The organism is Streptomyces sp. NPDC091279, assembly GCF_044757465.1.
Classification (GTDB): domain Bacteria; phylum Actinomycetota; class Actinomycetes; order Streptomycetales; family Streptomycetaceae; genus Streptomyces.
The window spans coordinates 1-14,111 of the sequence record NZ_JBIVVA010000011.1 but is presented as its reverse complement, the minus strand read 5'-3'; the positions used below and the strand labels follow the sequence as shown (position 1 = coordinate 14,111).

At 71.1% G+C, this 14,111-nt stretch carries 12 protein-coding genes; 9 read left to right on the top strand and 3 right to left on the bottom strand.

Annotated features, from left to right (window positions below):
* Window positions 1-873, bottom strand: a complete 873-nt coding sequence (locus ACIQOU_RS26395; protein WP_401540506.1) for an amidohydrolase family protein — start codon at window positions 871-873, stop codon at window positions 1-3.
* On the bottom strand, window positions 873-1,790 hold the full coding sequence (locus ACIQOU_RS26390) for an SDR family NAD(P)-dependent oxidoreductase (RefSeq protein ID WP_401539730.1): 918 nt from the start codon (window positions 1,788-1,790) through the stop codon (window positions 873-875). Before ACIQOU_RS26390 ends, ACIQOU_RS26395 begins: the two co-directional genes overlap by 1 nt.
* Window positions 1,791-2,049: 259 nt before the next feature.
* Between ACIQOU_RS26390 and ACIQOU_RS26385 the strand changes: the two genes are divergently transcribed.
* The 4 genes from ACIQOU_RS26385 to ACIQOU_RS26370 all read left to right on the top strand — a co-directional run bounded on the left by ACIQOU_RS26385 (window position 2,050) and on the right by ACIQOU_RS26370 (window position 6,207).
* Window positions 2,050-2,469: a MarR family winged helix-turn-helix transcriptional regulator gene (locus tag ACIQOU_RS26385; RefSeq protein ID WP_401539727.1), complete on the top strand. Its 420-nt coding sequence runs from the start codon at window positions 2,050-2,052 to the stop codon at window positions 2,467-2,469.
* On the top strand, window positions 2,466-3,227 hold the full coding sequence (locus ACIQOU_RS26380) for an IclR family transcriptional regulator (RefSeq protein ID WP_401539725.1): 762 nt from the start codon (window positions 2,466-2,468) through the stop codon (window positions 3,225-3,227). Before ACIQOU_RS26385 ends, ACIQOU_RS26380 begins: the two co-directional genes overlap by 4 nt.
* A 133-nt stretch (window positions 3,228-3,360) precedes the next feature.
* A complete protein-coding gene (locus ACIQOU_RS26375) occupies window positions 3,361-4,593 on the top strand; it encodes an Ig-like domain-containing protein (protein ID WP_401539723.1) in 1,233 nt (410 codons plus the stop codon).
* 219 nt (window positions 4,594-4,812) lie between these two features.
* Window positions 4,813-6,207 carry a glycoside hydrolase family 16 protein gene (locus ACIQOU_RS26370; protein WP_401539721.1) on the top strand — a complete coding sequence of 465 codons (1,395 nt, stop codon included), beginning with the start codon at window positions 4,813-4,815 and terminating at the stop codon, window positions 6,205-6,207.
* A gap of 80 nt (window positions 6,208-6,287) precedes the next feature.
* On the opposite strand, the gene ACIQOU_RS26365 is transcribed toward ACIQOU_RS26370, so the two are convergent.
* The gene (locus tag ACIQOU_RS26365; RefSeq protein ID WP_401539719.1) at window positions 6,288-7,202 is read right to left on the bottom strand and encodes a helix-turn-helix domain-containing protein; all 915 of its coding nucleotides are present in this window, start codon (window positions 7,200-7,202) and stop codon (window positions 6,288-6,290) included.
* A gap of 157 nt (window positions 7,203-7,359) precedes the next feature.
* Here ACIQOU_RS26365 and tkt point away from each other — a divergent pair, with 157 nt between their 5' ends.
* The 5 genes from tkt to pgi form a co-directional block, all read left to right on the top strand.
* Complete coding sequence (tkt, locus tag ACIQOU_RS26360; RefSeq protein ID WP_401539717.1) at window positions 7,360-9,435, top strand: transketolase; 2,076 nt, start codon at window positions 7,360-7,362, stop codon at window positions 9,433-9,435.
* Between the two features lie 19 nt (window positions 9,436-9,454).
* On the top strand, window positions 9,455-10,600 hold the full coding sequence (gene tal / locus ACIQOU_RS26355; protein ID WP_401539715.1) for a transaldolase: 1,146 nt from the start codon (window positions 9,455-9,457) through the stop codon (window positions 10,598-10,600).
* Window positions 10,597-12,138, top strand: coding sequence for a glucose-6-phosphate dehydrogenase (gene zwf / locus ACIQOU_RS26350; protein WP_401539712.1), 1,542 nt, complete (start codon window positions 10,597-10,599; stop codon window positions 12,136-12,138). The genes tal and zwf overlap by 4 nt, the downstream gene beginning before the upstream one ends.
* The gene (gene opcA, locus ACIQOU_RS26345; protein WP_401539709.1) at window positions 12,135-13,070 is read left to right on the top strand and encodes a glucose-6-phosphate dehydrogenase assembly protein OpcA; all 936 of its coding nucleotides are present in this window, start codon (window positions 12,135-12,137) and stop codon (window positions 13,068-13,070) included. Before zwf ends, opcA begins: the two co-directional genes overlap by 4 nt.
* A partial coding sequence (gene pgi, locus ACIQOU_RS26340; RefSeq protein WP_401539706.1) for a glucose-6-phosphate isomerase occupies window positions 13,063-14,111 on the top strand: 1,049 nt, incomplete at its 3' end. The genes opcA and pgi, both read left to right, overlap by 8 nt.

Sequence of the window (14,111 nt, the reverse complement as noted above, 5' to 3'; positions counted from 1 at the left end):
CTACGGTGTCAGCCCGAGCAGGCGGGCGGCGTTCTCCTTGAGGATCTTCGGCCGGACCTCGTCCTTGATCGGCAGCTTGGCGAAGTCGGCGAGCCAGCGGTCGGGGGTGAGGACGGGGAAGTCGGACCCGAACAGCACCTTGTCCTTGAGCAGGGTGTTGGCGTACTGCACGAGCTGCGGCGGGAAGTACTTCGGGGACCAGCCGGACAGGTCGATGTGGACGCCGGGTTTGTGGGTGGCGACCGCGAGGGCCTCGTCCTGCCAGGGGAACGACGGATGCGCCAGGATGATCTTCAGGTGCGGGAAGTCGGCGGCCACGTCGTCCACGTGCAGCGGGTTGGAGTACTTGAGCCGGATGCCGCCCCCGCCGGGGACACCGGCGCCGATGCCGGTCTGGCCGGTGTGGAAGAGGGCGATGGTGCCGGTCTCCTCGATCACCTCGTAGAGGCCGTAGGCGACCGCGCGGTCGTTGGGGAAGAAGCCCTGGATGCTGGGGTGGAACTTGAAACCCTTCACCCCGTACTCCTCGACAAGTCGCCGCGCCTGCTTGATGCCGGCCTTCCCCCGGAAGGGGTCGAGGGAGGCGAACGGGATCAGGACGTCGGCGTTGGCGGCGGCGGCCTCGGCGACCTCCTCGTTGGGGACGGGCGGGGTGCCGGTGGCGGACTCGGCGTCCACCGTGAAGATCACGGCGGCCATGTTCCGTTCCCGGTAGTGGGCGGCGGTCTCCTGGAGGGTCGGCCTCCGCTCGCCCGCGACCTTGAAGTAGGCGGCGGACGCGGCGTGCAGATCGTCGTCGAGGGAGGAGTGGCCCCGCGAGGAGACCTCGGCGTGGGTGTGCACGTCGATGGCGACGAGCCGTTCGATGTCCATCACGACCCCGGCACCTCGGGGGCGGGGATGCCGACGCTCTGGGGCGCGGCGCCGACCGAGACGGGCCAGACGTCGGCCAGCGCCTCGGCGCTCCAGCCGCCGTCGGCGTAGGCGGCGGCGGTCTCCTGCGGGTGGGACCAGAGGGCCACCTTGTCGCCGCCGATGCCGATGGCCTGCCCGGTCACCCTGCGGGCGTGCTCGGAGGCGAGGAACGGGACGATCGCCGCGCAGTCCTCGGCGGTGCCGAAGCCGTGGCCCTTGCGCAGGAAGCCCGGCAGCGGCTCGCCCTGGCGCAGGGCGACGATGTAGGGGGCGAAGGCGGGGATGGTCTCGGTCATGGCGGTGGCGGCGACCGGCACGATCGCGTTGACGGTGATGCCCGCCCGGGCCAGCTCCATCGACCAGGTGCGGGCCATCGCGGCGATCCCGGCCTTGGCGGCGGAGTAGTTGGTCTGCCCGAAGTTGCCGCGCTGCCCGGCGGGCGAGCCGACGAGGATCAGGGTGCCGCCTTCGCCCTGCTCCCGCATCCGTACGGCGGCGGCCCGGGCGCAGGTGAAGGTGCCCCGCAGATGCGTGGTGACAACGGCGTCGAAGTCGTCGTCGGTCATCTTCCACAGCACCTTGTCGCGCAGGATGCCGGCGTTGGTGACCAGGATGTCGAGGCGGCCGAACTCCGCGACGGCACGGCCGACGAGCCGGTCCGCGGCCTCGGCTGTGCCGACCGGGACGACCTCGGCGACGGCGGTGCCGCCCGCCGCGGTGAGGGACTTCACGGCCTGCTCGGCCACGGCCCGGTCGATGTCGTTCACCACCACCGAGGCACCGTGGGCGGCGAGTGCGTGGGCGTAGGCGAGGCCGAGGCCCCGGCCGCTTCCGGTGACGACGGCGACTTTGCCGGTCAGATCGATGCTGGGCACGGACGGTCCCTTCGCAGAAGCCGCGCACCGGGAAGGGCGGCGGCGGGCAGGAGACAGCGGAGACGGGTGGGGTGACTGCGGTTTCGAAGCTAAGAGCAATAATTGTTGTCGTCAATAGTTGTTGCCGACCTACGGGGTGGGGCATGCTGGAACGCGCCACAGCCCAGCCGCTCCGCCCGGGGCCGAGACCAGGGAGCCCGCCATCGCCGGTCAGCCGCCCGCCGCGAACCCCGCCCCGATCGACGCGCACGAGCCGTGGATGCGCGCCCTGCACGCCGACACCGGCTATCTGCTGTACCGCCTCGGGCTGCGCTCGGGGCAGGCGTTCAACACGTTCCTCCAGGAGTCCGGGCTGCGGCTGCGCCACTACGCCGTGCTGCGCTTCCTCGCCACCTCCGAGGGCGCCCTCCAGCGCGAGTTGAGCACCTCGCTGGGGTACGACCCGAGCGCGATCGTCGGGCTCGTCGACGACCTGGAGAAGCAGGGATTCGCCGCGCGCCGCCCCTCCCCCGACGACCGGCGCGGCCGGATCGTGGTGCTGACCGACGACGGCCGCGCCTTCCTGCGGGACACCGGCGAGGCCGGTCAGCGGGTGAGCAACGACCTGCTGGCCCCGCTCGACCCCGCCGAGCGCGCGACCCTGCACGCCCTGCTGCTGCGCGTCGCCGACCAGCCGTGACGACCCGGTCCGCGCCCGACCGGCTGCTGTCGGTGCTGGCCGCGTTCGACCACGACCACCCCGCGCTCTGCCTCACCGACATCGCCCGCCGGGCCGGGCTCACCCTGACCACCGCGCACCGCCTGGTCGCCGCCCTCACCGCGTGGGGCGCGCTGGAACGGGACGGCACCGGCGTCTACCACGTCGGACTGCGGCTGTGGGAGCTGGCGGCGCTGGCACCCCGGGGGCTCGCGCTGCGGCAGGTCGCGCTGCCGTATCTGGAGGACCTGTACGAGGCGACGCACGAGAACGTCCAGCTGGCCGTGCGGGACGGCGGCGAGGTCGTCTACATCGAGTGGATCTCCGGGCGCGCGGCCGTCGGCGTGCACATCCGGGTCGGCGCCCGCTGGCCGCTGCACGCGACCGGCGTCGGCCTCGCGCTGCTCGCGCACAGCGACCCGGACTCCCAAGAGGCCTACTGCGCCGGGCCGTTGGCCTCCTTCACGCCCTATACCGTCACGGACGCCGGGAGGTTGCGGCGGATGCTGGCCGAAGTGCGGCGCACCGGCGTCGCGGTGAGCAGCCGTCAGGTCACCGCGGACGCCCTGTCGGTGGCGGCGCCGGTGCACGGGCCCGGCGGGGGCGTCGTCGCGGCGGTGTCGGTGGTGGTGCCGCACGCCGACGCGCAGGTCCCGGCGCTGGTGCCGGCGGTGCGGCTGGCGGCGCGGGGCATCTCCCGGGCGGCGGGCTGGCGCCCGGACCCCGAGCCGCTCCTCTGACCGCCCCGGCCCCGGTCCCGCGCGGGGTCCTCATGGAAATCTCAGCCGGCGCTGCCCGGATTCAAAGGAGCGGCCCAGACGGAGGGCGCAGGCTGCACTCCATATGAAGGTGGATATCCCAGAAAGGCCTGTCGTGGGCGTCTCGCACATACCGAACCCATCCGAGCAACCGTCCCCGCAGTGGTCCCGTCGCGGGGTGCTGACCGCTCTTGGTGTCTCCTCGGCCGTCCTGCTCACCGGGTGCGCCGGTTCGGCCGACGCCTCGGAGGGCACGGCGGACGCGTCCGCGAAGGCCGCCGCCAAGCGGCAGCCGACCCTGACGGTCACCCCCGCCGACGGCACCAAGAAGGCCGACTTCACCGCCCCCGTCACGGTCACCGTGGCCGACGGCACTCTCACCTCGGTGCAGGTCACCGGCAACGACGGCGCCACGCTGGCCGGTGCCCTGAACGCCGCGAAGACCACCTGGACGTCGGCCCGGCACCCCTACTCGGGCACGAAGTACACGGTGACCGCGCAGCTCACGGGCGGCACCACCCGGACCGCGACGTTCACCACGAAGGCGCCAGGCGAGACGTTCATCGGCTCCTTCACGCCCGAGGCGAACTCCACGTCCGGCGTCGGCATGCCCGTCTCCCTCAACTTCACGCACGCCGTGGCCGACCGGGCCGCCGTCCAGAAGGCGATCACGGTGACGGCGGAGCCGGCCGTCGAGGTGGTCGGCCACTGGTTCAGCGACACCCGCCTCGACTTCCGCCCCCGCACCTACTGGGCACCCGGCACGAAGATCAACCTCAGCCTGCGCCTGAAGGACGTCGAGGGCACGGACGGCGTCTACGGCGTCCAGTCCAAGGACGTCACCTTCCACATCGGCCGCTCGCAGATCTCCACCGTCGACCTCGCCACCAAGGAGATGACGGTCCGGCGCGGGGGCGTGACGACCGCCACCTACCCGGTCTCCGGCGGCAACGCCGAGCACACCACCTGGGCCGGGATCATGGTGATCAGCGAGCGTTTCAAGCAGACCCGGATGGAGTCCTCGACGGTCGGGCTCGGCGACGAGTACGACATCTCCGACGTCCCGCACGCCCAGCGCCTGACCACGTCCGGCACCTTCGTGCACGGCAACTACTGGGCGGCCACCTCGGTGTTCGGCAGCCAGAACACCAGCCACGGCTGTGTGGGCCTGCACGACGCGAAGGGCGCCGACGACAGCTCGGTGGCGGGCTACCAGTTCTACGAGAGTTCGATGCTCGGTGACGTCGTGATCGTGAAGAACTCCGGTGACAAGACCGTCGATCCGGCCAACGGCCTCAACGGCTGGAACCTCTCCTGGGCCGACTGGACAGCGGGCAGCGCTCTCTGACCGGCCCCTCGCCGGTGGCCCCGACGGGGCGAACTCCCTGCGGCCGAAAGGAACTTGTCCGTCCACCCTCTTGACGACGGCAGTGCCGGGTAGCACATTGGCGGCACTTTGAGAGCGCTCTCAGATCATCATCGAGCGCGCTCTCTCGGTGTCCCCAGTGCTCCGCGTTCCCACCCGAACGCACCCGCGCGTCCCACTCCGTACCCAGGAGGCTCCCCCATGCGTGCCACCTCCGGCGCCCCTCACAGACGGCGTCCGCTGCGGCGGACCCTGCTCGCCGCGTTCGCCTGCCTCGGCCTGACCCTCGCCGCCGGCACGGTCGGCGCCCCCGCCGCCGACGCCTCCGCGCCCACGCCCCCCTCGGGCTGGTCCCAGGTGTTCCTGGACGACTTCGACGGCGCCGCCGGCACCGGCGTCTCCACCACCAACTGGCAGTACGACACCGGCACTTCGTACCCCGGCGGCCCCGCGAACTGGGGGACCGGCGAGGTCGAGACGATGACCAACTCCACCGCCAACGTCTCCCTGGACGGCGGCGGCAACCTGCGTATCACGCCGTTGCGGGACGCGTCGGGGCGGTGGACGTCGGGCCGGATCGAGACCAACCGCACCGACTTCCAGCCCCCGGCCGGCGGCAAGCTGCGCGTCGAGTCCCGCATCCAGATGCCCAACGTCACCGGCACCGCCGCCGAGGGCTACTGGCCGGCGTTCTGGGCGCTGGGCGCGCCCTACCGCGGCAACTACCAGAACTGGCCGGGCATCGGCGAGTTGGACATCATGGAGAACGTCCAGGGCCGCAACACGGTCTGGGCGACGATGCACTGCGGCACCAACCCGGGCGGCCCGTGCAACGAGACCACCGGCATCGGCAGCTCCACGGCGTGCCCGAACACCACCTGCCAGGCCGGCTTCCACACCTACTCCATGGAGTGGGACCGCTCGGTGAGCCCCGAGGCGATCCGCTTCTACGTCGACGGCGTCAACTACCACACCGTGACGGCCAATCAGGTCGACGCGGCGACCTGGACGAACGCCACGAACCACGGCTTCTTCCTGATCCTCAACGTGGCGATGGGCGGCGCCTTCCCGGACGCGTTCGGCGGCGGCCTCGACGGTGACACCGTGCCGGGGCACCCGATGCTGGTGGACTACGTCCAGGTGCTCCAGTCGGGCAGCGGCACCACTCCGCCGCCGACCGGCAACCGGGACGCCTACAGCCCCATCCAGGCCGAGTCCTACGACAGCCAGTCCGGCACCACCACGGAGGCCACCACCGACACCGGGGGCGGCCAGAACATCGGCTCCCTCGCCAATGGCGACTGGGCGCTCTACAAGGGCGTCACTTTCGGCTCGACGGCGGCCACGCAGTTCTACGCCCGGGTCGCCAGCGGTGCGGGCGACGCGGTGAGCGGTCTGGTGGAGGTCCGCCTCGACAGCCGTTCCAACGCCCCGGTCGCCGCCTTCTCGCTGGCCAACACGGGCGGCTGGCAGTCCTGGCGGACGGTGCCGTTCAACATGAGCCGGGTCACCGGCACCCATGACGTCTACCTCACCTTCACCAGCGGCCAGCCCGCCGACTTCGTGAACGTGAACTGGTTCGACTTCGGCCACTGAGCCGCCGTTCGGCACCAAAGAAGCGACAAGGGGCTCCACGCGCGCGTGGGGCCCCTTTCGCCGGGTCCGGTGGGTGTCGGTCAGCGCAGTTCCGCCCGGAAGACCGCCGGGGTCTGGTCCGTGTGCTGGTGGAAGAACTTGGAGAAGTTCGCCGGGTCGGGGAAGCCGATGGCGGCGCCGACGCGGCCGATGGGGAGATCGGAGTGGGCGAGGAGGCGTTTGGCCTCCAGGACCACCCGACGGTCGATGAAGCCCTTGGGGGTCTGTCCGGTGGCGGCGCGGACCGCGCGGACCAGGGTGCGGCGGGAGTAGCCGAGGGCGTCGGCGTAGGCGCTGACGCTGTGGACGGTGGCGAAGTCGCGTTCCACGGCGTCCCGGAAGAGGGTGAAGGTGGTGTCGCCCAGACCGCGGGCCGCCTCGGCCGAGCTGGCCGCGAGGTGGGCCAGGCGCAGCAGGAACGCGGTGAGGGTGTGCCGCAGCACGGCGGTGTGCAGGCTCAGCGGCAGGGTCGTGGTGTCCTCGTACTCGCGGCGCAGCTGGGCCAGGGCCGAGCGCAGGGCGGCCCGTTCGGCCGGGTCGGGGCTGAGCAGGGGCGGCAGGTCGTAGCGGTAGAGGCCGGTCGCCTCGACGGTGGCGCGGGGCAGGAAGCCTGGCTGCATGGTCAGGACGGTGCCCCGGTAGGCGTCGAGGGCGGAGAAGCGGTGGACCTGGCCGGGGCGAATCCACAGCAGGTCGCCGGCGGCCGCCTCGTACTCCGCGAAGTCGATCATGTGGCGGACCGGGCCCGCGTCGAAGAGCATCACGACATGGAAGTCGATGCGGTGGACGCGGTGCAGCGGGCCCTCTGCGTGCCAGGTGCGTTCCGGGGCCATGGGGCCCACCTGCATGCCGACGCCGGCCACGCTGAGTTCGGCCGGGAAGGCGAACGTTCGGATGGCGTCCACTCCGCCGTCACCGTCGCCGCCTTGGATGGTTCTGTCCACTGTGTCCGCCATGTACTTCTCGTACCGCCTGGTTCGCTCACCGGATGCCGGGTCGGTGTCCCACTTTCACCACAGGCTGGCACAGGACGACCTTCCCCCGTAAAAGTCAGACTTTTAAGTTTGAACACGTCAGGCCAGCTCCCCCGCTCCGATCGAGGACTTCTTGAAGATGAGCACGCAGACCCCGGACCGCTTCGAATGGACCGATCTCGACCGTCGCGCCGTCGACACGGCGCGGGTTCTCGCGGCCGACGCCGTGCAGAAGGTCGGCAACGGCCACCCCGGCACCGCGATGAGCCTGGCCCCGGCCGCGTACACGATCTTTCAGAAGGTGATGCGGCACGACCCGGCCGACCCCGAGTGGACCGGACGTGACCGCTTCGTCCTCTCCCCCGGGCACACCTCGCTGACGCTCTACACGCAGCTGTTCCTGGCCGGGTACGAACTGGAGCTCGACGACCTCAAGGCGTTCCGCACCCATGGCTCGAAGACGCCGGGCCACCCGGAGTACGGGCACACCGCCGGGGTCGAGACCACCACGGGTCCGCTGGGCCAGGGCGCCGCCAACGCCGTCGGCATGGCGATGGCCGCCCGGTACGAGCGCGGCCTCTTCGACCCGGACGCGCCCGAGGGCAGCTCGCCGTTCGACCACACCATCTGGACGATCGTCTCCGACGGCGACCTGGAGGAGGGTGTCTCCGCCGAGGCGTCCTCGCTGGCCGGGCACCAGAAGCTCGGCAACCTGGTCTTCCTCTACGACGACAACCACATCTCCATCGAGGGCGACACCGCGACCGCGTTCTCCGAAGACGTCCTGGCGCGCTACGAGGCCTACGGCTGGCACACCCAGCGCATCGCCCCCGCCGACGACGGTGACATCGATGTCCACGCGCTGTACGACGCCCTTCAGGCGGCCCGCGCGGAGACCGACCGTCCCTCCTTCATCGCCATGCGCACGATCATCGCCTGGCCCGCCCCCCACGCCCGTGACACCGAGGCTTCCCACGGCTCCGCGCTCGGCGCCGACGAGGTCGCCGCCACCAAGCGCGTCCTCGGCCTCGACCCGGAACTGTCCTTCCAGGTGGACGCCGATGTCCTGGCCCACACCCGGCGCGCCCTGGACCGGGGCGCCGAGGCGCACGCGGCCTGGGACAAGCAGATCGCGGCCTGGCGCACCGCCGACGGCGAGCGGGCCGCGCTGTTCGACCGGATCGTCGCCGGTCAGCTCCCGGACGGCTGGGAGCTGACCCTGCCGGTCTTCGAGGAGGGCGCCTCGGTCGCGACCCGCGCCGCCTCCGGGAAGGTGCTCCAGGCGCTCGGCCCGGTCCTGCCCGAGCTGTGGGGCGGCTCCGCCGACCTCGCCGGCTCGAACAACACGACCATCGACAAGACGTCGTCCTTCCTGCCCGAGGGCAACCCGCTGCCCGGCGCGGACCCGTACGGCCGAACCGTCCACTTCGGCATCCGTGAGTTCTCGATGGCCGCCGAGATGAACGGCATCGCGCTGCACGGCAACACCCGTATCTACGGCGGCACCTTCCTGGTCTTCTCCGACTACATGCGCAACGCCGTCCGGATGGCCGCCCTGATGCAGCTGCCGGTGACCTATGTGTGGACGCACGACTCGATCGGCCTCGGCGAGGACGGCCCCACCCACCAGCCGGTCGAGCACCTGGCGTCGCTGCGCGCCATCCCGGGCCTGAACGTCGTCCGCCCCGCCGACGCCAACGAGACGGCGACCGCGTGGGGCGAGATCCTCAAGCGGCACGCCACCGACCCGGCCCCGCACGGCCTCGCCCTCACCCGGCAGGGCGTCCCCACCTACCCGCCGAACCCGGACGCGGCCAAGGGCGGTTACGTCCTTCAGGAGTCGCCCACGGGCACGGTGGACGTCGTGCTGATCGCCACCGGCTCCGAGGTCCAGCTCGCCGTCGCCGCCCGGGAGGCGCTCGCGGCCGAGGGGATCGGCGCCCGGGTGGTGTCGATGCCGTCGGTCGAGTGGTTCGAGCAGCAGCCGCTCACCTACCGCGAGAGCGTCCTACCGCCCGCCGTGAAGGCGCGGGTCGCCGTCGAGGCGGGGATCGCGCTGACGTGGTACCGGTTCGTAGGGGACGCCGGACGCATCGTCTCCCTCGACCACTTCGGCGCCTCCGCCGACGCGAAGGTGCTGTTCGCCGAGTTCGGTTTCACCGCCGAGAACGTCGCCTCGGCGGCCCGTGAGTCGCTCGCCGCCGCGCGTGCCTGATCCGACCGCCAGAAAGAAGATGATCACTGTGACCGAAGCAACCGCGACCGCGGGAGCACTCAAGCGCCTGTCCGACGAGGGCGTGTCGATCTGGCTGGACGACCTGTCGCGCAAGCGGATCACGTCCGGCAACCTCGCCGCGCTCGTCGCGGACAGGAACGTCGTCGGCGTCACCACCAACCCGTCGATCTTCCAGGCCGCCATCGGCTCCGGCGAGGGCTACGAGGAGCAGCTCGCCGACCTCGCCGTGCGGGGCGTCACCGTCGACGAGGCCGTGCGGATGATGACGACCGCCGATGTGCGCGCCGCCGCCGACATCCTGCGCCCGGTGTACGAGGCGACCGGTGGTCGGGACGGCCGGGTCTCCATCGAGGTCGACCCGCGCCTGGCCCACGACACCCGGGCGACGGTCGCCGAGGCCAAGCAGCTGGCCTGGCTGGTGGACCGCCCGAACGTGATGATCAAGATCCCGGCGACGCTCGCCGGTCTCCCGGCCATCACCGAGGTCATCGGCCTGGGCATCAGCGTCAACGTCACGCTGATCTTCTCCCTGGACCGCTACCGCCAGGTGATGGACGCCTACCTGGCCGGACTTGAGCTGGCGAAGGCACGCGGCCTGGACCTCTCGGTGATCCACTCCGTGGCGTCCTTCTTCGTGTCCCGCGTCGACAGCGAGATCGACAAGCGGCTGACCGCCCTCGGCACCCAGCAGGCCCTCGCCCTCAAGGGCCGGGCGGCGCTCGCCAACGCGCGGCTCGCCTACGCGGCGTACGAGGCCGTCTTCGCCGACGCCCGCTGGAGCGCCCTGGCGGGTTCCGGCGCCACCAGGCAACGCCCGCTGTGGGCGTCGACGGGTGTGAAGGACCCGGCGTACAAGGACACCCTGTACGTCGACGAGCTGGTCGCGCCCGGCACCGTCAACACGATGCCCGAGGCCACCCTCAACGCCGCCGCCGACCACGGCGAGATCACCGGCGACACCGTCACCGGCGGTTACCCGCAGGCGCACGCCGACCTCGAAGCCGTCGAGCGGCTCGGGATCTCCTACGACGAGGTCGTGGGCCAGCTGGAGGACGAGGGCGTCGCCAAGTTCGCGGCCGCCTGGGACGACCTGCTGGCCACCGTCACCGCGTCGCTGGAGAGCAAGGGGGTCGACTCGGAATGAGCGCGACTCTGGCCACCGACTGGGTGAACCCGCTGCGCGACCCGGGCGACCGGCGGCTGCCGATGATCGCCGGTCCCTCCGGTCTGGTCATCTTCGGCGTCACCGGCGACCTGTCCCGCAAGAAGCTGATGCCGGCCGTCTACGACCTCGCCAACCGCGGGCTGCTGCCGCCGGGCTTCTCCCTGGTCGGGTTCGCCCGCCGGGACTGGGCCGACCAGGACTTCGCGCAGGTCGTCCACGACGCGGTGCGCGAGCACTCCCGCACCCCGTTCCGTGAGGAGGTGTGGCAGCAGCTCGCCGAGGGGATGCGGTTCATCCCCGGCGACTTCGACGACGACAACGCGTTCAACCTGCTGCGCACGACCGTCGACGAGCTGGACGCGGCGCGCGGCACCAGCGGCAACTACGCCTTCTACCTGTCGGTGCCGCCGAAGTTCTTCCCGAAGGTCGTCCAGCAGCTGAAGCGGCACGGGCTCGCGGACGCGCCGGAGGGTTCCTGGCGGCGCGCGGTGATCGAGAAGCCGTTCGGCCGCGACCTGACGTCGGCCGAGGAGCTGAACCGGGTCGTGCACGACGTGTTCGAGCCGGACCAGGTGTTCCGTATCGACCACTACCTCGGCAAGGAGACCGTCCAGAACATCCTGGCGCTCCGCTTCGCCAACCAGATGTACGAGCCCATCTGGAACCGGTCCTACGTCGACCACGTCCAGATCACCATGGCCGAGGACATCGGCATCGGCGGCCGGGCCGGGTACTACGACGGCATCGGCGCCGCCCGTGACGTCATCCAGAACCACCTGCTCCAGCTGATGGCGCTCACCGCGATGGAGGAACCCATCGCCTTCGACGCGGACTCGCTGGTCACCGAGAAGATGAAGGTCCTCAAGTCGATCCGGCTGCCGCAGAAGCTGGGCGAACACACCGTCCTCGGCCAGTACGCCACCGGCTGGCAGGGCGGCGAGAAGGTCGTCGGCTACCTCGAAGAGGACGGCATCGACCCGAAGTCGAAGACGGACACCTACGCGGCCGTCAAGCTGGAGGTCGACAACCGGCGCTGGGCGGGCATCCCGTTCTATCTGCGCACCGGCAAGCGTCTTGGCCGCCGGGTCACCGAGATCGCCGTCGTCTTCAAGCGGGCCCCGCACTCGCCGTTCGACGCCACCGCCACCGAGGAGCTGGGCGAGAACGCGATCGTCATCCGGGTCCAGCCCGACGAGGGCATGACCGTCCGGTTCGGTTCGAAGGTGCCGGGCACGTCCCTGGAGATCCGGGACGTGTCGATGGACTTCGCGTACGGCGAGTCCTTCACGGAGTCCAGCCCCGAGGCGTACGAGCGGCTCATCCTGGATGTCCTGCTCGGTGACGCCAACCTGTTCCCGCGCCTGCAAGAAGTGGAAGAGTCCTGGAAGATCCTCGACCCGATCGAGGAGTACTGGGCGCGAAACGGCACACCCGCGCAGTATCCCTCGGGCACCTGGGGCCCGAAGGAAGCCGACGAGATGCTCGCACGAGACGGACGGAGCTGGCGCAGGCCATGAAGATCGACCTCACGGACACCACGGCAAGCAAGATCAACAAGGCGCTGGTGGAGGGTCGCCGCGCCATCGGCACCCCCGCCGTGGGCATGGTCCTGACGATGGTCATCGTCACGGACGAGGAGAACGCGTACGACGCGATCAGGGCCGCCGAGGAGGCCTCGCACGAGCACCCCTCGCGCACCCTGGTCGTCATCAAACGGCACGCCCGCACCCCGCGTGAGCGCACCGTCTCCCGGCTCGACGCCGACGTCCGGGTGGGCGCCGACGCGGGCACCGGCGAGACGGTGGTGCTGCGCACCTACGGCGAGGTGTCCGAGCACGCCGACTCCGTCGTCCTGCCGCTGCTGCTGCCGGACGCGCCGGTCGTGGTGTGGTGGCCGGCCGACGCGCCCAAGGTGCCGGCCCGCGATCCGCTCGGCGCGCTCGCCCAGCGCCGGATCACCGACCTGTACACGGTCGAACACCCCCTCGACGTGCTGGACTCCCGCGCCCAGGCCTACACGCCCGGCGACACCGACCTGGCCTGGACCCGGCTCACCCCGTGGCGTTCGATGCTGGCGGCGGCCCTGGACCAGGCCCGGGTGCCGGTGATCTCGGCGGCCGTGGAGAGCGAGGCCGACAACCCGGCCGCCGAACTCCTCGCCCGCTGGCTGGAGGCGCGCCTGAAGGTGAAGGTCGACCGGGTCGTCACCGCGGGGCCCGTCGTCACGGCCGTACGGCTGGGCACCGCCGACGGCGAGATCCTCATCGACCGGCCCGAGGGCCCGCTCGCCACGCTCACCCTGCCGAACCAGCCGCCGCGCACCCTGGCGCTCAAGGTGCGCACCACCTCCGAACTCATCGCCGAGGAGCTGCGGCGCCTCGACGCCGACGAGATGTACGCCGTCGCCCTGCGGGGCGAGGCCGCCAAGGAGACCCCCTCTCATGTCTGACACCCAGAGCCTCACCCAGCGCCCCGAGTGGACCGCCCTCGCGGAGCACCGTGAGGCCCGACAGCCGCGTCTGCGGGAGCTGTTCGCGGCCGACCCGGGGCGCGCGGAGCGGTACGTGGCGCGCGTGGGCGACCTGCGCGTCGACTACTCCAAGCACCTGGTCACCGACGAGACGCTGGCGCTGCTCCAGCAACTCGCCGTCGCCACCGATGTGTTCGGCCTGCGGGACGCGATGTTCCGGGGCAGCCACATCAACTCCACCGAGGACCGGGCGGTGTTGCACACGGCGTTGCGTGCGCCGCGGGGTGCGGTGGTCGAGGTCGACGGGGAGAACGTCGTCCCGGCGGTGCACGCGGTGCTGGACAGGATGGCCGCGTTCGCCGGGAGGGTCCGTTCCGGTGCGTGGACCGGGCACACCGGGCGGCGGATCAGGAACGTCGTCAACATCGGCATCGGCGGCTCCGACCTCGGTCCCGCCATGGCCTACGAGGCGCTGCGGGCGTTCACGGCGCGGGAGTTGACGTTCCGGTTCGTGTCGAATGTCGACGGGGCCGATCTGCATGAGGCGACGCGGGATCTGGACCCGGCGGAGACGCTGTTCATCGTGGCGTCGAAGACGTTCACGACGATCGAGACGATCACCAACGCGACGTCGGCCCGTTCCTGGCTCCTGGAGGGCCTCGGCGGTGACGAGAAGGCGGTCGCGAAGCATTTCGTCGCGCTGTCGACGAACGGGGAGAAGGTCACCGGGTTCGGGATCGACGCGGACAACATGTTCGAGTTCTGGGACTGGGTCGGGGGACGGTACTCCTACGACTCGGCGATCGGCCTGTCCCTGATGATCGCCATCGGCCCGGACCGCTTCGGCGAGATGCTCGACGGCTTCCACCTGGTCGACGAACACTTCCGCACCGCACCCCCCGAGTCCAACGTGCCGCTGCTGCTCGGCCTGTTGGGGATCTGGTACGGCAACTTCCATGACGCCCAGTCGCACGCGGTGCTGCCCTACAGCCACTACCTGTCCAAGTTCACCGCCTATCT